The following is a 23,234-nucleotide window of genomic DNA, read 5'->3' on the forward strand; positions in this document are numbered from 1 at the left end:
AAAAGCATTTTGATTTGCTTAGTAATTCTTATCACCTCCTTTATCACCTTCGTTTCTAACAATTTTGATAATTTGAATACGTTCAATTTGAACTTCTTTATATTGTTTCTTATCAATGACTTCTTTTGCTATTTCCATAGCTTTATCATATTGATAAGCTGAACCACAAGGGAAACTTTTTGCATTCTTACCAGTAGTATTACTTCCTCTCAAACGATAAAATCATTTAGCCATAAATACCTCTTATCTTTTTAATGAATTAGCATTGGTTTCTTCTTTTGATTCTTCATTATCACTATTGAAAAAACCAAAAAAAGTTATTTGATATTCATTATTATTTGCATCAATACTTTCTTTATTATTTAAATCAATGATTTCATCTAATTTTAAAGAAGCTAAATTTTCAATGTATTCTTCTTCAATATCCTTAATATCTTTATTATGCATATGTAAATATGGATCAATATATACATAATCTCCATATTCATTATTTAAGGCACTAGATGAATTAAATGAATAAATATATTGGCTATTTATTCCATTTTCTTTAAAATCTTGATCAATGATTTCTAGCATATCTTCTTTTAAAGCGTAATTATTTTCTGACATAAAATCACTCATACCATATTTTAAGTTTTGATCACTTTGATTTCATACATCTTCATTTCCAAGTGTTTTTAACAATACGTTATATTGTTTTAAATTTTCAATATTAGTATCACCGCCAAGTAAATTTCAACATATTTTTTGATTTATATCATCATGCACATTTGGCATATTGTTATTAATCTTAATAACTTCATTTTTATAATGATTTTGTAATTCATTATCATTAATTACCTTTAATCAGTAATTAAATTGATTTAAAACATCTTGGTCATTTTCTAATAAATCGGCATATTGAGTTAAATAAGAAATATCATCATATTTAAAATTAATCATTATTTATCTCCTTTATTTCTTAAAGCATCTTTTAATTCTTGAATACTTATTTTTTGATTATCTTCAAATTTAATAGGATCAAGTTTTTTTAAAGTGTCTAAATAAGGTTTTAAATAAATGCTTTTAATCCCATTTTGTTTTAAATCTTGATCTAATTTTTGTTTTGATTCTTCACTTAATAAAGTTTCATCAAATTTATTGTTTTTAATTTCTTGCATAATTTTTCCTTTCTGATAAAACTATGTCTTAGTCTTATCATTTTTATTAATTTGTAATTTTTGATCTGGATGTAATAAATCAATTAAAGTATCTGCATCTAAGTCATGATAATTAGGAATTTGTTTTTCTTTAGCTTCAGCTCAAAGAATATTAATCAAATCATTTTCTAAATCATCATTAACATATTGATCTCACATTTCAGAAAATATTCGATCTAATTTACCTTTAAGTATATTTTTCTTATGAGGAATTAAGGTTCGCATATGATCATTTTTAGTATTCTGATATTCATATCAAAGTTTTAACTTACCAAAAACTATTTTCATACGTTTAATTTTTTGTGCTTCAGTTAAACCATTATTTTCATTATTATTGGTATCAATTTGTTTATTTTGATTATTTTGTTTTTCTTCAGCTGCATTAATTCGAATTATTTTTTCTAAGCTACGAATATCAAATAATTCAAAATCTGCATTTCTAATTAATTTACTTTCATTTTTTGTATATACATAGTTATCATTAGAAAAATATTTATAAGCTAATAAAGTTTTAATTAAAATTGGCTTATATCCATTTTTAATAATTATTAAATCATCTGGTTTTTTAGATTTTAATTCTGCTACTTCCATTACAGGTTTAGATTTTTCACTCTCAGTAGAACTAGAATTATTATTTGTATTTGAAGAAGTATAACTTTTAGCAACAACTTCTTTAGTTCCTAAAGCTTTTGAAATATCATTAAGTGTTTGTTCATCATTAGAAGCTAAAAAATATACTACTTGACAACTATTTTTAATAACTTGTGCTGTTCCCTCTCCATAAATGTTATATTTTTTAATTTGATTGTAATCTTGAACAACTAACATAAAAAATATATTTCTAGAACGACAAATAGTTAATTTATTATCAAAATTTACAACTACTGGTAAATTTCCAAATTCATCAAGTAAAAAGAATGCTTTTCTATCTAATTTGAGTGTATCCGTTTTATTAGCAGTTTCAATCAAAGCTTGATAAATTTGTTCTACTAACATGCTGACTAAAAAATGAGAAGTAGGTTTATGATTTGGATAATGTATAAATATAGCAAAAGGTTTCGTATCAGAAGCAATATTGACTAAATCAAAACTATCAGTATCTCTTAAAATCATTTTTAAATTTTCATCATTATTAAAAACGTTTAAAACACTTTGTGCTTCGGCTAATATGCCACCAAAAGTTTCTTTAGGAGTTTTAGATAAATCTTCAATATTGTTATAAATTTTCTTTCAATAATAATCATTATCAACAAGAGCACGTTTTTTAGCATAAAGAATTCAACTAGAAATTTTCTTATCATTTTCTCAATGAGAAGTATTTAATAAAGAAGCAATAGTTTCAAAATTAAAGTTATCCTTATGAATTAAATTTTTATCATCAAGTGCTAAAAATAAAAGAAAGTTAGCGATAACAATTAAAGATTTTTTGCCTTGGCTAATTCACATATTACCATTCGTAGCCTTACCTCAATTAAGACTTTCAATAACATTATTAATTACTTCTAAAGCTTTATTGATTCTATCTTCCATAGTTAAATCTTTAAATTTATTATCATTTTTAACTAAATCTCAGGCATAAGATAATGGATTTCACTTTAAAGATAATTTTGGTTCACTAAAATCAATTGTATAAATTTTGTAATTATTTTCTTCTAAAAGTTTACCTGTAAACTTAATAATTTCTTTTTTAGGATCACTAATAATCAAATGAGGTTTTTTATAATAATCAAGCTGAGCCATAAATTCTATATTAGGCAAAATTACTCTATGTGTTTTACCAGAGCCAGGCGGACCATTAACTATTGCATTATCATCTTTATCATTTATATATCAATATTTTTGACTTTTACTAAAAGTAAATAATCAATTAGCTTCAGTTTTATTAGTAATCATTTTTCTAAATAATTTATTGTATTTACTTTTAGAACCTTCATTTAATCGATAATTTCATAGTCAATTTTGGCTAGCTTTGGCACCCAATAAATAGTTTGATATTTTTTTACCTAATGATTTAATTTGAGGCCAAAAAATAAAACCAAAAGTAAAAATCACAATTCCTATACCAGTGTAAATAAAAATATTAGTTTTTGTTTTCATTACATTAACTGTAGATTTTCAAAACAATTGATAATTTGTTGGACTTTTGTTTTTGCCTATCAAAATATTAATAATAAAAGCAAAAACAAAGAACAAAAATACACTAGCTATAATAGAAAGCAATGTTTTTCCAACTATTTTACCTTTTGAAATTCTTTCATCATCCATAATTACCTCTAATGTAATCTACTACGATATACATCTTCTATCATTTCTAGTTCTTTCATATCTTTAGCTAAGAATTCTCTTTCTGCTAAATTTCTTAATGCAAGTTCAGAACGGTTTAAACCAAATATATTCATAAACAATCTAAAAAAATTTCCAAAACCTTTAATATTGCTAAAGGCTTTTTTATTAGTTTCTTCGTAAGCTTTTAATAATGATTTAATAATTTTGTTTCCAACTTGTTTTTGAAAATCGTCCATTTCTTTTTCAATAATTTTATTAATTCGTTCTTTAAGAAATTTATCTTCTATATCCAATTTGTTTAAATTTTCAATTTGCTTTTGATATGAATTAAACAGCTTAGAGTAATCATTATCAGAATTTAGTAAAAATTTCTTAATAATTTCAATGTTTTCTTTGTTTTCATCAGATAAACGCATATATGAAATATTCTTTTTATTATTTATTTCATCAAGAATATTTTTAGATGCTTTAATAAATTCGCCATATAAATTTTTGTTATTATCAGTTTTAATATTATTTTGAAAATGTTTACTTATAATTTCTGTAATTTGTTTTCTAGTATCTCAAATTTCTTTAGTAAGTTCATTTATCTTTTGATAATCTTCATCATATTTAATTGACAAACCAACTTTATATCCAAATACATTTATAGAATTTAAGTCTAATTTTGCTCTTTTATGCTTAGGTTCTTTTTCATATCAAAACATATGTACATGAGGATAATTAGTATTTCCATGTATTGAATAATAAACATTAACATTATCTATATCAAAGTTATTAGCTTTTAAAAATCGCTTAAAGTTTTCTTGTAATACTTCATGTCATTTATCTTTACATAAAATATTATTATCAAGTCCCAAATCACCAGGATTAACAATTAATTCTCAAAAATTACCTTTCAAATTTTTTAAATCATTTTTAACTTTTCCAAGTTCTACATCATTGGGTTCAGTGTCTAATAAGTTATAAAGACCAGATTGTTCGCTATTTTGATTAATTTTTAAATGTGAACGATATCAAGCAATTTTTTCTTCTTTGTTCATCATTAAATTCATAGCATCATAGTTATTTTCATCATTATTAAAAACAACGCATTTATCTTTTCTAGTAATATATTCAACTACCATTCCAGAGTTAACTCAGTTTTTAAAATTATGTTCGTTTCCTAATCCTGTTTTGTATGAAGTATTAGGAGTTATGAAATTAAACTTTGTTTCTACTTTAAACACTACTTTCCCCATCATATGCAATGATTCACGGTAATAAATATTTATTACCGTTAATAATTTAAATTAATAATTTTGTCCTTAACAACATTACTTAATTACAAATTTATTATTTTTTTCATCAACTTAAAACTAAAATAGACACATAGTGCCAAAATCATTATCAAAACATAAAATTCAATTAGTTTTTAAAACAGCAATTTTTTTTGAACTTAATCCATATGGCGATTTAGACAGGAATTGAACCCGCGATCTCTTCCGTGACAGGGAAGCGTATTAACCACTCTACTACTAAATCATTTATTACCGTTTTAAAAAAGTTTTAAATCTAATTAAATTTGCATTAACAAATAACGTAAAGTTTTAAATTCATAACCAATAAATTTATGAATAAGTTTTTCTTTCTTACTTTTAACCGTTATAAATTTAGTTTTTCGTTTATGAATAATTCCAAACATTTCTCTATAACGAACTAAAAAATAATTACAAATCATTTTATTCAATAAGTAAATTTTTGTATCCGAAATGTTTAAATTTTTATAGTAAGCATTCTGCAAAATTACTTTTCGTCTATGTAGGGACTGAATGCAATTTTTTATCTCACTTATAAACCTTACTTTTGAAGCTATTAATCACATACATAATAGCTGCATCTAAACCATAAAGCAAAAAGATTTTTCAAGTATCTTTTTTCTTCAAAATTCAAAAACTTTCTTTAGGTTTTTTAAGGACTTTTTTTCTTAATTTTAACAATCTAAATTCTTTATAAATTTTTGAATCTAAAATTCCTAAATTAAGTAGTTTTTTAATAGCATTTTTAATACTTGTTTTTTTAAAACCAAAAGCTATCAAATCAGAAGTTTTAATTCCTTTTTTGCCTAATGTTTTTAGCACTATAAATATTTCAAGTAATACCTTATTTGTTTTTAGCTTTTGATAATAACTTTCACCAATAACTATTTTTGATTTTAGTATCACCTCAATCAATTTTTCATCTAACTTGTCATAGATTTTTTTATCATAATTTTCCTTTCATTTCTGTTCTCTTCAAAATTTATCCAGTTCACTATAATCATTGTTTAATCTAGCTTCTTGTTCTAATAAATGAAGTTCACTAAATTTACCCATAAAATGTCTCCTAACAAATTAAAAATTTTTTAAACGAAGGAAGAACATTTCTTGTATAATATATTTAGTGTTCTTCGAGGGGGGTTCTTCCCTCGTTTTTTTATTCTTTTAACTAACTAATTTTTTTAACTAACAAAACGATAAAAAAAGCAAGACCTTACGATCTTGCTTTTCCTTTTTTTTAAAGGTTCAACCCTACATTTTTAAACACTTCCATAATTTTTCAGCATAATATTAAATTCAATATTAAGCAAAAATTAAAATAAAAAGGAAGTTTTTGTAAAAAAAGCAGCAAAAATGGAATAGTTTGACTTTTTTAGGTATTTAGGCTAGATCAGTTTTACGAGAGAATCAATTTAAATTCATAGTAGTGAACTTGGAAATTGATATTCAATAAACTTTATTCTTGTTTGCTGTAGTCATACCAAAAAACTATTCTTTAGATAACAAGACATTTTTTATTGTGTCTTTTTACTTAAAAACTTTCAATTTAAAATAGTTTATGAAGTGAAAACGAAAAACTAATTATGTATTTTCTTTATATAAAATAAGAAAACGATATTTTGAGTTTCACATAAATTCTAAATTTTTACATTATCATTCATATTTGCAATTGCATTTATTCTTAATGTTAAAAAAATATAATTTCACGGATTAACAACCAAGGAGATGAAAATGAATAAAGAGAAAAAAGTCGCAGGTGCGCTTTTAGGTATTTGAATTGGTGCAGTTATTTTATCAATAGTTATGTTTGTAATTTGAATGCCAGTACTTACTCAATTATCGAAGGCAGATAATACTACTTCTGCTGAGGCAATAACTAAAAGTACACTCAAATCAACATTTTGAGCAATAATAGTACTTTTAGCTGCAGCAGCTCTTTCAATTACCTCATTTGTTCTTCAAATTGTTTTATGTGTTATTACACACAGTACAATTGTAAGAATATTGATGATTATAGGATTCTTTTTCCCATTATTATCTTTTATAGCTGCATGTATTAGTTTGGCATCAAGCAGCACTTCTAACTCAAAATAATAATAACAAGTGAAAAATCTTATTTAATAATTTTGAAAATTTTAAGTATCCTTCATGGATACTTTTATTTTTTATACCACAAAACAATTGAATAAGTTAAAATGAAAACACAAATAACAGCATGAATTGAAATTCAAAAATAACGATTTTCTAAAGCAACTTAACTAACAAAAAATGTTAAAAATATTGAGTTTTTAAAGAATTGTTAAACATTTTTTTGATCATAAAATAGCCTTATATGCGATATTAATAACATAGAATTTATTGCTAATTTCAGGTTAATAAATTGCAAAAACACAAACCTGACTTTTTTAAATGTTAAGGATTTTCAAATTTTAGAGAAGCATTTTAAAAGCTTATAAATTCAATTATTAAAAAATTATTAAAAATTAAATTAAATATTAAAATTAATCTATTATGAAAAATAAATATGAAGCAATAGTTGTAGGTGGAGGTCATGCAGGGTTAGAAGCTGCATTTGCCTTATCACATAAAAACCATGAAACGTTATTAATTTCTTTTAATTTGAAAAGACTTGGAATGATGCCATGTAATCCATCAATTGGTGGACCAGCAAAAGGAATTATCACAAGAGAAATTGATGCTCTTGGTGGTATGCAAGGATTATGAGCTGATTTATCAATGATTCAACTCAAGATGCTAAATCAATCTAAAGGACCTGCCGTGCGTGCTTTAAGAGCACAAATTGATAAAGAAAAATATTCTAAAATAGCTTATGAATATGCTGCAAAGCAACCTAAGTTAGATCTTTTAGAAGGCGTTGTAGAAGAAATTATAACTGATGAAAATAACAATTTTATAGGTGTGTCGGTAAAAGACCATGGCATTATTTATGCTGATGTTTGTGTAGTTACAACCGGTACATATATGGCATCAAGAATCTTAAGAGGAGAATCTATAACAATTAGTGGACCTGATGGTGAAAAAACCACACCAATGTTAAGTAAATCATTAAAAGACAAAGGTTTCATTATTCAAAGATTAAAAACTGGTACACCTCCAAGAATATATTCAGATTCAATTAATTATGATGAAGTTGAAGAAGAAGTTTTAAGCGATATAAATCTTTCTTTTTCATCTAGATCAAATGTAAAATTACCTAAACAAATTGCTTGCTATTTAACTTATACAACTCCAGAAACTCATCAAATTATTAGAGATAATATTAATCGTTCAGCAATGTATTCAGGTTTAATTGAAGGCATTGGTCCAAGATACTGTCCTTCTGTTGAAGATAAAATCGTTAAGTTTTCAGATAAAGAAAGACACCAAATTTTCTTTGAACCTGAAACTGCTGATGGAACTATAACTTACATTAATGGTTTATCAACCTCAATGCCAGTTGAAGTTCAAGAAAAAATGGTTAGATCAATTCCAGGATTAAGAAACGCGAGAGTTCAAAAATGAGCTTATGCTATTGAATATGATGCTATTGATCCATTACAACTTAAAAGTTCATTAGAAACTAAAGAGGTTCATGGTTTATATACAGCTGGTCAAATTAATGGAACAAGTGGTTATGAAGAAGCTGCTGCGCAAGGTTTAATTGCTGGCATTAATGCTGCTTTAAAATTAGAACATAAAGATCCAATTGTGATTTTAAGAAATCATGGATATATTGGAGTATTAATTGATGATTTAGTAACTAAAGGAACAAAAGAACCTTATAGAATGCTAACATCAAGAGCTGAATATAGATTGCTTTTAAGAAATGATAATGCTGATATAAGACTTGCTGAATATGCTTTAAAATCAGGAATGATTACTCAAGAAGAATACGACAAAGTAATTAAAAAATATAAATTAATAGATGATGAAATTCAAAGATTACATACTACTCACTTATCAAGTAAAAGTGAATGTGCTAAAAAGTATGGTATTTACAATGGTTCAACATTATTAAATGTTTTAGCTCGTCCTGATGTTGATCCAGCTGATGTCGATCCTGATTTTCCATATCTTGAAGAATTAACTATTATGGTGCGTTTGTATGGTTATATTGAAAAACAAAAATCAGATGCTAATAAAGTAGTTAGATTAGAAAACTATAAAATTCCTGAAGACATTGATTATAAACTTGTTCCTAACGTTGCAATTGAAGCTAAACAAAAGCTTGAAAAAATTAGACCTAGCACGATTGGTCAAGCAAGTAGAATTAGTGGAATTAATCCAGCAGATATTCAAATGCTTATGTTTTATTTAGAATCTAGAAAAGGTTCAAATGACAAAAATTAAGATTATTGCAGTTGGGACATTGACTCCAAAATTTAAAGCAATTTATGAATCGTATGCTAAAAATATCAGCAATTATGCTGAGTTAAATTTAGTTGAAATTAAAGAATTTAGCGAAGAAAAAAACATCGAAGTTAAAAAGGACAAAGAGACGAAAAACATTATAAAACAGGTGTTACCGAATTCTTTAGTTGTTTTAACTTCGCTTAGAGGCAAGCAATATAGTTCAGAAGAATTTAGTGAAATTATAAGAGAAAATATTAATAAAGATATTACCTTTATAATTGGTGGTTCTGATGGCGTGATTGAAGATGATATAGCTGCTAATTTAAAAATTTGTTTTTCAAAAATGACTTTTCCACATCAATTATTTAGAGTTATGTTAGTTGAGCAAATTTATCGTGCTTTTATGATTATTAATAATAAGAAGTATCACAAATAATAAATTTAAAACTTATAGATATTACTAGAAAAAGAATAGTAAAAATTGACGTTTTTTATAATTTAATATAAAATTTAAATATTATATATAACTAAAGGAGATAATTATGGTTATTAAAAGTAAAGAATTAAATAAAGATAAAACTTCTGTTGTTGTTGAAGTTGAATTCAGTGGAGAAGACTGAAAGAAAGTTTATGACACAGTAAAAGCTAAAAAAATTAAAGAATTAAAAATTCCTGGTTTCCGTCCAGGTAAAGCTCCTCAACATGAAATTGACAAAAGAATTACACCAGTTGTTGTAGCTTACGACGCTATTGAAGATATGTACCAACAAGATGCTCAAAAAATCTTTGATGAAGTACATAAAAAATATCCATCAGTAGTTGCTATGCCTGCATTAGTAGACTTACCAGTATTGTCAGAAGAAACTTCAGTTGTAAAAGTTGAATTTCCTTTTTTACCTGATTTATCAAAACTTGATTTATCAAAAATCAAAGTGGCATACGACAAAGTTTCTGTATCTAAAAAAGATATTGAAAAAGCTATTAGAAGATCTTTTGAAAATGAAGCATTATTATTACCACTTGGAAAAGATGACAAAACTGAAGAGGGTGATGTTTTAATTATTAACTACAAAGGTTATGTAAACAATGAACCATTTGATGGTGGTGAAGCAGAAAACTTTGAAATTAAATTAGGTTCTAAGACATTTATCGACAATTTTGAAGATCAATTAATTGGTAAAAAAATTGGTTGAAAAGGTGAAGTTAAAGTTACATTCCCTAAACAATATCCTGTTGATTCATTAAAAGGTCAACAAGCTACATTTGACTGTGAAATTGTAGATGCTAAGAGATTAGAAAAAATCGAAATTACTGATGAAAAAATTAAATCATTAAATATGCCATCAGGTGCTACTACAGTTAAAGAACTTGAAAAAGAATTTAAAGACAACATGACTATTGCTGAAGTAGTTGCTGCTGATAGAGATGCTATTTATTTCTTAGCAGATGCTGCTGTAGTTGAAAACAAAATCCAAATTGCTCCAATTATTGTTAGACAACAAGTTGAAGAAAAATTATCACAAATTAAAGCTCAATTAAAATCACAAAATATTAAATTAGAAGATTACTTACAATTACTTCAAAAAACTGAACAACAATTCACAGAAGCTCTTTACGAAGAAACAAAACTTGAAACAATTAAACAATTAGTAATGTCTCACATTATGCAAGAAAACGAAAAAGACTTCAAAGAACCAACAGAAGCTGATAAATTATATGCTTACTGCCTTATTGCAACAAGAGCAAATATGCCTCTTGATATGATTGTAACAATCTTTGGTGGTGAAGCTACTAAAGATAACGAACAATTTAGTAAGATGATAGCAGAATCTGCTAAAGAAGCTCACGCTTTAAGAAAATTAGCTGATTCACTTAATGCTGAAAATTCAAAACACAACCATGATGAAGTAGAAAAAATTGTTAAAGCTACAATTAAAGCTGCAAAAGAAAAAGAAGAAAAAGGAAAAGCTGAAGAAGCTAAAAAAGAAGAAAAGCCAAAGAAGACAACTACTAAAGCTAAAACAACAACTAAAAAATCAACAACAAAATCTGAAGAAACCAAAAAATAATAAGAAGTGAACTTTTTACAAAGTTCATTTTTTTATTGCCTTTTTTCCTGAGTTTCCAAGTTGGAGCTCTTTTTTTATTACTTTTTTCAGTGTTATTTATATATAAATAAAAAAAGTTATTTTTTTACATAATTACATTGTAATTTGTGGTATAATAAAGATATGAAAAAAGACAAATGACTATTAATTTCAAGAAAAAATAAGAACTCTACTTACTTATCTTTAGCACTTTCAGGAGGATTTGGCAAAGGTTATAAGAAATCTATCGGTATCGGTACAGTTGAAAAATGAGAAAAATATTGTTCTGATCCAGTAGAAAAAATTAAAAAACTATCTCAAAACTACAATACTGATTGAGATAGAAATATGATAATTAGACAATTAGAGTTAGATATAAGCAAGGTTAAAATTGAAACAAAACAGTTCAATTATGGATATGATTTGTTATACAGTTTCTTAGAAAAATTAAATCCTTTTAAAGATGCTAAAGTATCAAAATCCAAGTATTTAAATGATTTATTAAAATATATGATTTCAAATAGAATTGTAAATCCGGGTAGCATGCTTTCATCCTTTAAAAATAAAGACAAATTCAATATAAATTTAGAAGTTGAAAAGACGACATTTTATAATACTTTAGACTATTTAGCTGAAAATAAAAATAACATTTTAAAGAGTGTTAACGATACATTGATCAAAGATAAAAATAGAAAAATAGATATTATTTGATACGACTCTTCAACGGTATATTTTGAAAGTTTTGTAAGAGAAGGATTGAGATATCCAGGTTATTCTAAAGATGGAAAATTCAAAGAAGATCAAATTGTTTTAGGTTTAGCAACAGATGAAAACGGCATTCCAATTCACTATAAATTATTCAAAGGGAACACTGCTGATGCATCAACATTTATTAATTTTATTTTGGATCTAAAATCACAATATGAATTAAACAAAGTAACACTCATTGCTGATAGAGGAATGAGTACAAATAGAAACATAAGATTCTTAGAAGATAACGATATTGATTACATTTTATCTTATAGATTAAAAGCGGCTTCAAATGACCGAAAGACCTTTGCAATAGATGAATCCGGCTATTTTGGAGACAATAATTTTAAATATAAAGAAACTACTTTTTATTCGTTTTGAAAGAATAGAAGAGCAAACGGACACAAGAGAAGATTGGTAGTAACATATAGTAAAAAAAGAGCATTAAAAGATAAAAATGATAGACAAATTTTAATCGATAATTTTATTAAAAGACAAGATAAAGACGGACTAGTTCATGATCAAGTAATGTTCGGTCAAAAGAAGTTTAAATTCTTCGAAAAAGTTGGTGGTAAAGGTTATTACAAACTTAACTATGACAAAATTATCGAAGATGAAAAGTTTGACGGATATTATGCTTATGAAACCTCTAGATTTGATTTATCACCTGAAGAAATTGTGAATTTATATTCAAAACAATGACAAATAGAATCAAACTTTAGAGCTTTAAAAAGTGCTTTAGCTGTAAGACCTATTTATGTATGAAGTGAAAAGCATATTGAAGGTCATTTCGTACTTTGCTTCTTATCTCTTGTTTTATTAAATTTTGTTATTTATTATTTAAACAAAGGTTTGAAAGAACTCGGTGTTGTAGATGAAAAAATCACAATCAAAAAATTACAAGATGTAATAAAAGAAACAATCAAAACATGCAAGATTATTGACGGAAAAATTGAAAGTGAAGAATATATTATTAACGACAACAATAATCAAGCAATTCAAGATTATCAAACATATTTAAGAATTTTAAATGAATTAAAATTTTAAATTATTAAAAACAGCTCATCAAACAGATGAGTTGTTAAAAATTACATTGTAAAAGTTGGAAACTCGGGATTTTTTTATTGCCTTTTTTAGCCTGCAGTATATATTTATGAATTGCTATATTTCCCTATAAAACAACTTAATAAAGAAATTTAAGCTATAACAAAGGCAAATAAAAAACTAGCTTTATTATTGCTAGTTTAAAGATAATTTAAGTATATTAGTTTTTCTTAACTTTTTTGAGTGTTGGGAATAAAAGAACATCACGAATTGAATCAGTTTCAGTTAATAACATAACTAATCTATCAATACCAATACCACATCCACCGGTAGGAGGCATACCATATTCAAGAGCTTCTACGAAGTCTCAGTCGATATCACCAGCTTCATCATTACCCGCATTCTTTTCAGCTAATTGTGATTTAAATCTTTCAAGTTGGTCGATAGGGTCGCTTAATTCAGTATACATGTTTGCATATTCTTTTGTGTTGATAAATAATTCAGCACGTTCTGTAAATCTTGGATCGTCAGCTTTAGCACTTAAAGGTGAAATTTCAATTGGGTGTCCATACAAGAAGGTTGGTTCAATTAAAGTTTCTTCTACTAATTCTTCGTAAAGACCATTGATAATGTGACCGATTGTTCAGAATTTTTCAATTTTAACATTGTGTTCTTCCCGAGTTTCCAACTTTTACAATGTAATTTTTAACAACTCATCTGTTTGATGAGCTGTTTTTAATAATTTAAAATTTTAATTCATTTAAAATTCTTAAATATGTTTGATAATCTTGAATTGCTTGATTATTGTTGTCGTTAATAATATATTCTTCACTTTCAATTTTTCCGTCAATAATCTTGCATGTTTTGATTGTTTCTTTTATTACATCTTGTAATTTTTTGATTGTGATTTTTTCATCTACAACACCGAGTTCTTTCAAACCTTTGTTTAAATAATAAATAACAAAATTTAATAAAACAAGAGATAAGAAGCAAAGTACGAAATGACCTTCAATATGCTTTTCACTTCATACATAAATAGGTCTTACAGCTAAAGCACTTTTTAAAGCTCTAAAGTTTGATTCTATTTGTCATTGTTTTGAATATAAATTCACAATTTCTTCAGGTGATAAATCAAATCTAGAGGTTTCATAAGCATAATATCCGTCAAACTTTTCATCTTCGATAATTTTGTCATAGTTAAGTTTGTAATAACCTTTACCACCAACTTTTTCGAAGAATTTAAACTTCTTTTGACCGAACATTACTTGATCATGAACTAGTCCGTCTTTATCTTGTCTTTTAATAAAATTATCGATTAAAATTTGTCTATCATTTTTATCTTTTAATGCTCTTTTTTTACTATATGTTACTACCAATCTTCTCTTGTGTCCGTTTGCTCTTCTATTCTTTCAAAACGAATAAAAAGTAGTTTCTTTATATTTAAAATTATTGTCTCCAAAATAGCCGGATTCATCTATTGCAAAGGTCTTTCGGTCATTTGAAGCCGCTTTTAATCTATAAGATAAAATGTAATCAATATCGTTATCTTCTAAGAATCTTATGTTTCTATTTGTACTCATTCCTCTATCAGCAATGAGTGTTACTTTGTTTAATTCATATTGTGATTTTATATTCAAAATAAAATTAATAAATGTTGATGCATCAGCAGTGTTCCCTTTGAATAATTTATAGTGAATTGGAATGCCGTTTTCATCTGTTGCTAAACCTAAAACAATTTGATCTTCTTTGAATTTTCCATCTTTAGAATAACCTGGATATCTCAATCCTTCTCTTACAAAACTTTCAAAATATACCGTTGAAGAGTCGTATCAAATAATATCTATTTTTCTATTTTTATCTTTAATCAATGTATCGTTAACACTCTTTAAAATGTTATTTTTATTTTCAGCTAAATAGTCTAAAGTATTATAAAATGTCGTCTTTTCAACTTCTAAATTTATATTGAATTTGTCTTTATTTTTAAAGGATGAAAGCATGCTACCCGGATTTACAATTCTATTTGAAATCATATATTTTAATAAATCATTTAAATACTTGGATTTTGATACTTTAGCATCTTTAAAAGGATTTAATTTTTCTAAGAAACTGTATAACAAATCATATCCATAATTGAACTGTTTTGTTTCAATTTTAACCTTGCTTATATCTAACTCTAATTGTCTAATTATCATATTTCTATCTCAATCAGTATTGTAGTTTTGAGATAGTTTTTTAATTTTTTCTACTGGATCAGAACAATATTTTTCTCATTTTTCAACTGTACCGATACCGATAGATTTCTTATAACCTTTGCCAAATCCTCCTGAAAGTGCTAAAGATAAGTAAGTAGAGTTCTTATTTTTTCTTGAAATTAATAGTCATTTGTCTTTTTTCATATCTTTATTATACCACAAATTACAATGTAATTATGTAAAAAAATAACTTTTTTTATTTATATATAAATAACACTGAAAAAAGTAATAAAAAAGAGCTCCAACTTGGAAACTCAGGAAAACAACTTAATAAAGAAATTTAAGCTATAACAAAGGCAAATAAAAAACTAGCTTTATTATTGCTAGTTTAAAGATAATTTAAGTATATTAGTTTTTCTTAACTTTTTTGAGTGTTGGGAATAAAAGAACATCACGAATTGAATCAGTTTCAGTTAATAACATAACTAATCTATCAATACCAATACCACATCCACCGGTAGGAGGCATACCATATTCAAGAGCTTCTACGAAGTCTCAGTCGATATCACCAGCTTCATCATTACCCGCATTCTTTTCAGCTAATTGTGATTTAAAATCTTTCAAGTTGGTCGATAGGTCGCTTAATTCAGTATACATGTTTGCATATTCTTTTGTGTTGATAAATAATTCAGCACGTTCTGTAAATCTTGGATTGTCAGCTTTAGCACTTAAAGGTGAAATTTCAATTGGGTGTCCATACAAGAAGGTTGGTTCAATTAAAGTTTCTTCTACTAATTCTTCGTAAAGACCATTGATAATGTGACCGATTGTTCAGAATTTTTCAATTTTAACATTGTGTTCTTTAGCTACTTTTTTGGCTTCTTCTAATGTAATGTTTCTAAAGTCATGACCTGTTTTTTCACTTACAGCATCGACCATGTTAACTCTCTTAAATGGTTTTGATAAGTCAATTTCACGACCGTTGTTCATGAATTTAGATTTGCCTAATTTTTTAATTAAGAACTTGAATAAGTTTTCTGTTCTATTCATCATACCTTCAGCATTTGAGTATGCTTCATAGTATTCGATTGTTGTAAATTCTGGGTTATGTGTTGTATCGTATCCTTCGTTTCTGAAAATACGTCCTAATTCATAAACTCTGTCTAAACCACCTACGATACATTTTTTAAGTGGAATTTCAGTAGCAATTCTTAAAACAAAGTCTTGGTTTAATGAGTTATGGTGAGTTGTAAAAGGTTTAGCGGCAGCACCAGAAATATAGTCATGTAAAAATGGTGTTTCAACTTCTAAATAGCCTAAATCATTAAAGTATTCTTTAATTCATTGAATGATTTTAGTTCTTAAGATGAATTTTTCTTTAGATTCATCATTCATAATTAAATCTACATATCTGTGACGGTATCTTTCTTCAGTATCTGTTAAACCGTGGAATTTATCTGGTAAAGGTTTTAATGCTTTGGTTAATAAATCAATTTGATTTGATTTAACTGTTAATTCGCCAGTGTAAGTTTTCATCACTATACCTTTAACTCAAATAATGTCGCCTAAGTCATATGTTGCAACGATTTTAGCAACTTCAGGATCATCTTTTTTATTGAAATAAACTTGGATTAAGCCATCTCTATCTTTTAAAACTAAGAATGGTCCTCTAACTGTCATTAATCTACCAGCGATGCATACTTCGTTGTGTTGTGCTTCTAATTCTTCACGAGTAAATTTACCAAATTTTTCATTAATTTTGCCACTTAAAACTAATTCACCTAAACCGTAAGCTTTTTTAAATGGGACTACATTATTTTCTTTGTAAAATTCTAATTTATCACGCCTTACTTGTTCTTGTTCTGTGTATTTTTCCATAATAGTCTCCTAAAAATTAAGATATTTAATATATATAATAATTTATATATATATTTTAATATAAAACTTCTATATTAGATTTATATTTTTATAACTTACTTAAGAATATTTTGCTAGCCGCAAAAACCAAAATGATTGAGATAAAAAGCAGCGAAAAAGTCTCATTTTTTTATTTTATTCCAAGCAGAATATTTGAAATCATTATTAAAATAATGAATAATATCATTTATAATTAAATAACTAATTTATATAAAAATGAAAGGTGATTAAAAATGACAAGAAAATATAATGGTGTTGATTACATTTTAGATGAAAGTAAACATGTTGTAATTTTAAAACCTGAATATCACAATTTGCTTTTAAATAGCAAATCAGCATTTCAAGGTTTTAAATTATTTGGTGGTTCATCAATTGCTGATATTTTAGAAACTGATAGTTTCAAAAGCCAATTCGGTGCATTTTGCCATATGGCTAGATTAAAGTTGCCTGCATTACAATTAAAATACATTAATGCCGGTGTGGCTGTAGAACCTAAAATTTTTGAAGTTTTAAGAAAAAGTTCGCCAGATAAAAAGTTTGATCATATTATAGCTAGCGAAGTCGGATATAACTATTTTAAAGGCTTAAACGAATATATCGGTGGTGTTCCTGATGGTTTAATTCAAGCCGATAAAAACGTTTTAGAAATGAAAGCAGTTAATATCAAAAAATACGACCAATGAACTAGAAATAATAATAGTGGAGTGCCAACAGATTACATTAAACAAGCTCAACTTTATGCTTATTTATTGAATTATAAGCGCTTTACAATTGTGGCCGCTTTCCTTGAAGATGGAGACTATGCTGATCCTGAAGCAATCGATTTAAATCAAAGAATAGTTAAGACCTTCCCATATAAAATTAATGTTGAAGAAGCAAAAGACGATATCGAAAAAGTAGAAAAGTTCTACAAAAAATATTCAGTTTCTGGTGTTTCGCCTCAATATGAATTACCAAGAGATAGCGACCAAGTTGAATACTTAAGATGTAGAAATGAACAAGAATGAGAAGCATTATTTAATAAATGAAAAGCAATGGGAAAAGTTGACAAAGACCTCTCATTTGACAAATTTAAATAATATAAGGAGTTTTTATGGATTTATCAATTAAATATGTTGCAAATAAATTAAATTTAAAAGAAGAACAAGTAGAAGTTGTTTTAGATTTGCTTAAAAATGATGCTACAGTTCCATTTATAGCTAGATATAGAAAAAATGTAACTGGCGGATTAGACGAAGAAGTTATTAATAACATTTCAGATATGTACAACTACAATGTTGAGTTAAACAAACGTAAAGAAGCTGTTATTAATATTCTTAAAGAAAATAAATTATTAACTCCAGAGTTAGAACAAAAAATTAACGCTGCTGAAACTAAAGCAGAAGTTGAAAACATTTACGAACCATTTAAGGTTGGTAAGAAAACTAAAGCAACTGAAGCTATTGCTTTAGGTTTAGAACCATTAGCATTAGCAATTATGAATGCAACTGATCCTAAATTTAATCCTTATAAAGAAGCTCAAAAATATGTAAATGACAAAGTTCCAATGGCTGAATTTGCAATTGAACAAGCTAAATTTATTATTAGCCAAATCATGTCTCAAGATGCTAACAATCGTGAGTTTATCAAACATCAAATTTATGATTATGGTACAGTTCAATCAAAAGTTAAGAAAAATGCGGAAGACGAAAAAGAAAACTTCAAGCAATATTATGACTTTTCACAAAGAGTTAATAAGATTCCTAATTATAGAGTTTTAGCTATCGCTAGAGGTGGAGATCTCAAAATTTTATCATATGATATTGTTGATTACAACATCAAGAAAATCACATATGATTTAAACGAAAAGTACTTTAAAATAAAGACAACGGGAAAAATTTTAAATGAAGCTCTAAAAGATAGTTTAGACCGTTTATTAATTCCTTCAATCATTAGAGAAATTAAAAGCGAACTATTTGAAAGAGCTGAAAAAGAGGCAATTAAATTGTTTGCTGAAAATGTTGAAACAATGCTTTTATTCCCAGCTGTTAAAGATAAAACAGTTATGGCAATTGACCCAGCTTATATCAATGGTTGCAAGATTGCAATTTTAAACCCTCAAGGAACTTTCTTAGAAAAAGCCTTAATTTTCCCAACAACTAATTCAGATTTCAAAATCAAAGAAGCTAAAACAATAGTTAATAAATTAATAGATAAATATAAAGTTAATATTATTGTAATAGGTAACGGAACAGCTTCAAGAGAAACGGAAGCATTTATTGCTAATATTATTAAGGAAAGAAAGAAAAATAATCCAAATGAAGAATTACAATATGCTGTAGTTTCTGAAGTTGGTGCTTCAGTTTATTCTGCTTCACCAATTGCTCAAGAAGAATTTCCAAATTTACACGTTGAAGAAAGAAGTGCAATCAATATTGGTAGAAGATTCCAAGATCCACTTAATGAATTAATCAAAATTGATCCTAAATCTATCGGTGTTGGTCAATATCAACATGATGTTAACCAAAAAGAATTAAATAAAGCATTAAGTTTTAAAGTTGATAAAGCCGTAAACTTAGTTGGGGTTGATTTAAACAGTGCAACTAAAGAAATTCTTTGCTATGTTTCAGGTTTAAGTAAGAAACTTGCTGAAAATATCGTTGCTTATCGTAATGAAAATAAGAAATTCAAAAACAGAAAAGAACTTCTTAAAGTTCCAGGCGTGGGTCCTAAAGCTTACGAACAAGCAATTGGTTTCTTAAGAATCCATGATTCAAAAACTTTTTATGATAGAACAAACATTCACCCTGAAAGCTATGCTTTAGCAGATAAAATTGTTAATGAATTAAATATTGATTTATCAGATATTGATACAGTTGTTCTTGAAAAAGCAAACATCAAAGAACTTGCAAAGAAATTTGATTCAAACGAATATGATGTTCAACTTATTGTTAGCGCTTTATTAAATCCAACTAAAGACATTAGAGATGAAAAAGATGGATATGTACTTAAAGATGATATTTTAAAATTAGAAGATTTAAAACCAGGTATGCTAGTTCAAGGATCTGTTCAAAATATTACAGACTTTGGTATCTTTGTTTATATTGGTATTAAACAAGCTGTCTTAATTCATATTTCACAAATGAAAAGAAATCCTAATGAAAAAATTAATCACCCTAAAGATGCTGTAAAAGTTGGAGACAACATTACTGTCGAAATTCTTTCAATTGATAAAGACAAAGAAAAAATCCAAGGTAAGTTAATTTATAAATAATTTTTAGTTAATTTTCATGATAAAAACTAGGTTAAAAAATTAGACATTTTCGAAAGGAAGTGTTTTTTTATCTATAAAACAACCTAATATGGAAATTTAGGTTAGGAGCAAAGCATAAAGTTTCAACCTTAAGTCTATTCGCACCTGCTTTATTAGCAACCCGCTTCTACATTAAAGGTTTTTATAATCTTATATAAATAATGTCAAGAATAATAACTGAGTCTCGCAAAGGAATATCCTAAATAATATTTAATAAAATTATCAATCTTAAATCTAGTCTATTCATATATAGCGAAACACCAAAATAAAAAAAATAAAAATTTTTTAGCAGTCGAAGGCAAAGAGTGCTAAAATATAAATATATGAAAATAAAGGAGGCACATTATGGATTTCAATTTTGAAGATTTATTTAACATGGGTAATGATGGACAAAACAAAAAAGAAGATGAAAAAGATCCATTAAAACTCTATGGTAGAAATTTAACAGATTTAGCAGCAAGACATGAACTAGACCCTGTTATTAATAGAGATGATGAAATTCGTAGAATTATACGTATTTTATCTCGCAAGACTAAGAATAACCCCGTTCTAGTTGGTGAACCAGGTGTTGGTAAAACTGCTATTGTTGAAGGACTAGCTAGAAAAATTGTCGAAGGTCAAGTGCCTGAAAATTTAAAAAATAAAGATGTTTATGAACTTGATTTGGCAAGTATGATAGCTGGTGCTTCATACCAAGGTCAATTCGAAAAAAGACTTAAAGATGTTCTTAAAAGAATTGAAGATTCTCATGGCGATATCATCGTATTTATCGATGAAATTCATATGTTAGTTGGAACCGGTAAAAATGCTGATGGTGGTATGGATGCCGCAAACATTATTAAACCATTAATGGCTAGAGGTAAAATGCATCTTATCGGTGCAACAACTTTTGATGAATATAGAAAATACATCGAAAAGGATGCTGCACTTGAAAGACGTATGCAAAGGGTTGATGTTAAAGAACCATCAATTGATGATACTATAACAATCCTTCGTGGTATTAAAGCAAGGTTTGAAAATTATCACAATGTAAAAATTCAAGACGACGCTTTAGTAGCTGCAGCCAGATTAAGTGCTAGATATATTTCAGATAGATTTTTACCTGATAAAGCTATCGACTTAGTTGATGAAGCTGCTGCAACGATAAAAACCGAAATTAACTATGAACCAGAGGAATTAGAAAAACTCAAACAAAAACTTGCTAAACTTAAAATGGAAAAAATCGCTTTAAGTGATAACAAGAAAAGAAATGAAAAACGGATTGCAGAAATCAATACGGAAATCTCAGAAATTAATTCTAAGATTGATACATTGCAAGCCAAATGAAATACAGAAAAGCAAAGATTAGAAGAATTATCAAAACTCAAAAAATACCTTGATGATTTGAAATATAAATTAAAAATTTATCAACGTGATGCTGATTATGATAATGCTTCAAGAGTTCTATACTTTGAAATTCCTAGAACTGAAAGCAAGATTAAAGAAATCGAAAAAGAACTTAACGACTCTTCTTCATCTTTAATCAAAGATAGTGTAACTGCTGAAGAAATAGCTTCAATTGTTTCTAAATGAACTAGAATTCCTATTACTAAATTACTTGAAAGTGATAGAGAAAAATTATTAAACCTTGAAAATGATCTTAAATCAAGAATTAAAGGTCAAGATAATGCTATTAATTTAGTTACAAAAGCTGTTTTACGTGCTAAAGCAGATATTAACGACCCAAATAGACCACTTGCAAGTTTCTTATTCATGGGACCTACAGGTGTTGGTAAAACTGAATTAGCACGGGCATTAGCATTTTCATTATTTGATAGTGAAAAACAAATGATTAGATTAGACATGTCTGAATACATGGAAAAACACAGTGTTTCTAAGATTATTGGTGCTCCTCCAGGATATGTAGGTTACGATGCTGGTGGATCATTAGCTGAAAAAATTAGAAAGAATCCTTATACTATTTTATTATTTGACGAAATTGAAAAAGCAGATAGAAATGTATTAAATATTCTTTTACAAATCTTAGATAATGGTGCATTTACAGATTCACAAGGCAGATTAATAAACTGTAGAAACTTAATTGTTATTATGACTTCAAATATTGGCTCAAGTGAAATCATCAATAAAATGAATGATGAAATTCCTGGGCTTAAGGCTGAATTACTTAAGTTCTTAAGCCCAGAATTCGTAAACAGAATTGATGAAATTATTAAATTCGAACCATTAAGTGAAAAAGTAATACAAGAAGTTGTTGTATTAGAATTAGATAAATTAATTAATAGAATTAAAAGTTCAAAAGATATCAAACTTGAATATACACAAAAATTAATAGAATATGTCGCTAAAAACGCCTACGATCCAAACTTCGGTGCTAGACCAATTAGAAGATATATTCAAAATAATATCGAAAGCATTCTAGCTTACCAAATTATTGATGGTTCTATCAAACCAAATAATTCATATGTAATCGATGTTTTTGCTAACAAAATTATCGTTACTGACAAGAAGAATGCAATCAAAGAAAGTATTAAGAAAGATTCAGATAAAAAAGAATCTTCAAAATAATACGCAAAACAGCTGCCGCGAAAGCGGTGGTTTTTTTGTTGCTGGTTTCTACCTTAGCACGCCTTACACAAGTTAATAGCAATTTACTAATTAGGCTATAAAACAGAATAATAAAATAAATAGCACCCTTTAAAAGTGCTATTGTTTTTGAAATTTTATTGGAAACACAAGAATAAGTTTTTGAAGTTTTCTAATGTTTTTCCTGAGTTTCCAAGTTGGAGCTCTTTTTTTATTACTTTTTTCAGTGTTAT

Annotated in this window: 17 protein-coding genes, 1 tRNA gene and 1 pseudogene; 8 read left to right on the forward strand and 11 right to left on the reverse strand. The window is 26.8% G+C overall.

The window, feature by feature from the left end:
• Positions 1-18: 18 nt before the first annotated feature.
• The 8 genes from ACJA22_RS00675 to ACJA22_RS00710 form a co-directional block, all read right to left on the reverse strand.
• The gene (locus tag ACJA22_RS00675; RefSeq protein ID WP_254735168.1) at positions 19-234 is read right to left on the reverse strand and encodes a hypothetical protein; all 216 of its coding nucleotides are present in this window, start codon (positions 232-234) and stop codon (positions 19-21) included.
• Positions 235-243: 9 nt separating this feature from the next.
• Positions 244-942: an Mbov_0392 family ICE element protein gene (locus tag ACJA22_RS00680; protein ID WP_406617026.1), complete on the reverse strand. Its 699-nt coding sequence runs from the start codon at positions 940-942 to the stop codon at positions 244-246.
• Positions 942-1,160, reverse strand: coding sequence for a nuclease PIN (locus ACJA22_RS00685; RefSeq protein ID WP_406617025.1), 219 nt, complete (start codon positions 1,158-1,160; stop codon positions 942-944). The genes ACJA22_RS00680 and ACJA22_RS00685 overlap by 1 nt, the downstream gene beginning before the upstream one ends.
• 21 nt (positions 1,161-1,181) lie before the next feature.
• Positions 1,182-3,464, reverse strand: coding sequence for a type IV secretory system conjugative DNA transfer family protein (locus tag ACJA22_RS00690; protein WP_406617215.1), 2,283 nt, complete (start codon positions 3,462-3,464; stop codon positions 1,182-1,184).
• Positions 3,465-3,472: 8 nt separating this feature from the next.
• Positions 3,473-4,729 (reverse strand): hypothetical protein, encoded by a 1,257-nt coding sequence (locus ACJA22_RS00695; RefSeq protein ID WP_406617216.1) that lies wholly within the window; start codon positions 4,727-4,729, stop codon positions 3,473-3,475.
• 204 nt (positions 4,730-4,933) lie between these two features.
• Positions 4,934-5,009: transfer RNA gene (locus ACJA22_RS00700), tRNA-Asp, on the reverse strand.
• Between the two features lie 34 nt (positions 5,010-5,043).
• On the reverse strand, positions 5,044-5,364 hold the full coding sequence (locus ACJA22_RS00705; RefSeq protein WP_406617217.1) for an MAGa4850 family ICE element protein: 321 nt from the start codon (positions 5,362-5,364) through the stop codon (positions 5,044-5,046).
• Complete coding sequence (locus tag ACJA22_RS00710; protein ID WP_406617218.1) at positions 5,282-5,839, reverse strand: MAGa4850 family ICE element protein; 558 nt, start codon at positions 5,837-5,839, stop codon at positions 5,282-5,284. The genes ACJA22_RS00705 and ACJA22_RS00710 overlap by 83 nt, the downstream gene beginning before the upstream one ends.
• A 675-nt stretch (positions 5,840-6,514) precedes the next feature.
• Between ACJA22_RS00710 and ACJA22_RS00715 the strand changes: the two genes are divergently transcribed.
• The 5 genes from ACJA22_RS00715 to ACJA22_RS00735 all read left to right on the forward strand — a co-directional run bounded on the left by ACJA22_RS00715 (position 6,515) and on the right by ACJA22_RS00735 (position 13,020).
• Positions 6,515-6,877 carry a hypothetical protein gene (locus tag ACJA22_RS00715; RefSeq protein ID WP_406617219.1) on the forward strand — a complete coding sequence of 121 codons (363 nt, stop codon included), beginning with the start codon at positions 6,515-6,517 and terminating at the stop codon, positions 6,875-6,877.
• A gap of 417 nt (positions 6,878-7,294) precedes the next feature.
• Entirely contained in the window at positions 7,295-9,133 is a 1,839-nt protein-coding gene (gene mnmG / locus ACJA22_RS00720; protein ID WP_406617220.1) for a tRNA uridine-5-carboxymethylaminomethyl(34) synthesis enzyme MnmG, read from the forward strand.
• Positions 9,120-9,572: a 23S rRNA (pseudouridine(1915)-N(3))-methyltransferase RlmH gene (locus tag ACJA22_RS00725; protein WP_406617222.1), complete on the forward strand. Its 453-nt coding sequence runs from the start codon at positions 9,120-9,122 to the stop codon at positions 9,570-9,572. The genes mnmG and ACJA22_RS00725 overlap by 14 nt, the downstream gene beginning before the upstream one ends.
• A gap of 106 nt (positions 9,573-9,678) precedes the next feature.
• Positions 9,679-11,205, forward strand: a complete 1,527-nt coding sequence (gene tig, locus ACJA22_RS00730; RefSeq protein WP_406617223.1) for a trigger factor — start codon at positions 9,679-9,681, stop codon at positions 11,203-11,205.
• Positions 11,206-11,367: 162 nt separating this feature from the next.
• Positions 11,368-13,020 (forward strand): IS1634 family transposase, encoded by a 1,653-nt coding sequence (locus tag ACJA22_RS00735; protein WP_406616738.1) that lies wholly within the window; start codon positions 11,368-11,370, stop codon positions 13,018-13,020.
• Positions 13,021-13,237: 217 nt separating this feature from the next.
• Here ACJA22_RS00735 and ACJA22_RS00740 read toward each other — a convergent pair.
• The 3 genes and pseudogenes from ACJA22_RS00740 to lysS form a co-directional block, all read right to left on the reverse strand.
• A pseudogene (locus ACJA22_RS00740) lies at positions 13,238-13,690 on the reverse strand (amino acid--tRNA ligase-related protein); the annotation flags it as partial.
• 70 nt (positions 13,691-13,760) lie between these two features.
• Complete coding sequence (locus ACJA22_RS00745; protein ID WP_406616757.1) at positions 13,761-15,413, reverse strand: IS1634 family transposase; 1,653 nt, start codon at positions 15,411-15,413, stop codon at positions 13,761-13,763.
• 204 nt (positions 15,414-15,617) lie between these two features.
• On the reverse strand, positions 15,618-17,087 hold the full coding sequence (gene lysS / locus ACJA22_RS00750) for a lysine--tRNA ligase (protein ID WP_406617224.1): 1,470 nt from the start codon (positions 17,085-17,087) through the stop codon (positions 15,618-15,620).
• A gap of 272 nt (positions 17,088-17,359) precedes the next feature.
• Here lysS and ACJA22_RS00755 point away from each other — a divergent pair, with 272 nt between their 5' ends.
• The 3 genes from ACJA22_RS00755 to ACJA22_RS00765 all read left to right on the forward strand — a co-directional run bounded on the left by ACJA22_RS00755 (position 17,360) and on the right by ACJA22_RS00765 (position 22,983).
• On the forward strand, positions 17,360-18,205 hold the full coding sequence (locus ACJA22_RS00755) for an MAGa7180 family putative nuclease (protein WP_406617225.1): 846 nt from the start codon (positions 17,360-17,362) through the stop codon (positions 18,203-18,205).
• 14 nt (positions 18,206-18,219) lie between these two features.
• A complete protein-coding gene (locus ACJA22_RS00760; protein ID WP_406617226.1) occupies positions 18,220-20,379 on the forward strand; it encodes a Tex-like N-terminal domain-containing protein in 2,160 nt (719 codons plus the stop codon).
• 384 nt (positions 20,380-20,763) lie between these two features.
• Positions 20,764-22,983: an ATP-dependent Clp protease ATP-binding subunit gene (locus tag ACJA22_RS00765; protein ID WP_406617227.1), complete on the forward strand. Its 2,220-nt coding sequence runs from the start codon at positions 20,764-20,766 to the stop codon at positions 22,981-22,983.
• The last annotated feature ends 251 nt before the right edge of the window (positions 22,984-23,234 follow it).

The sequence above is a fragment of the Mycoplasmopsis adleri genome (assembly GCF_045276205.1).
Taxonomy (GTDB): domain Bacteria; phylum Bacillota_I; class Bacilli_A; order Mycoplasmatales; family Metamycoplasmataceae; genus Mycoplasmopsis; species Mycoplasmopsis adleri.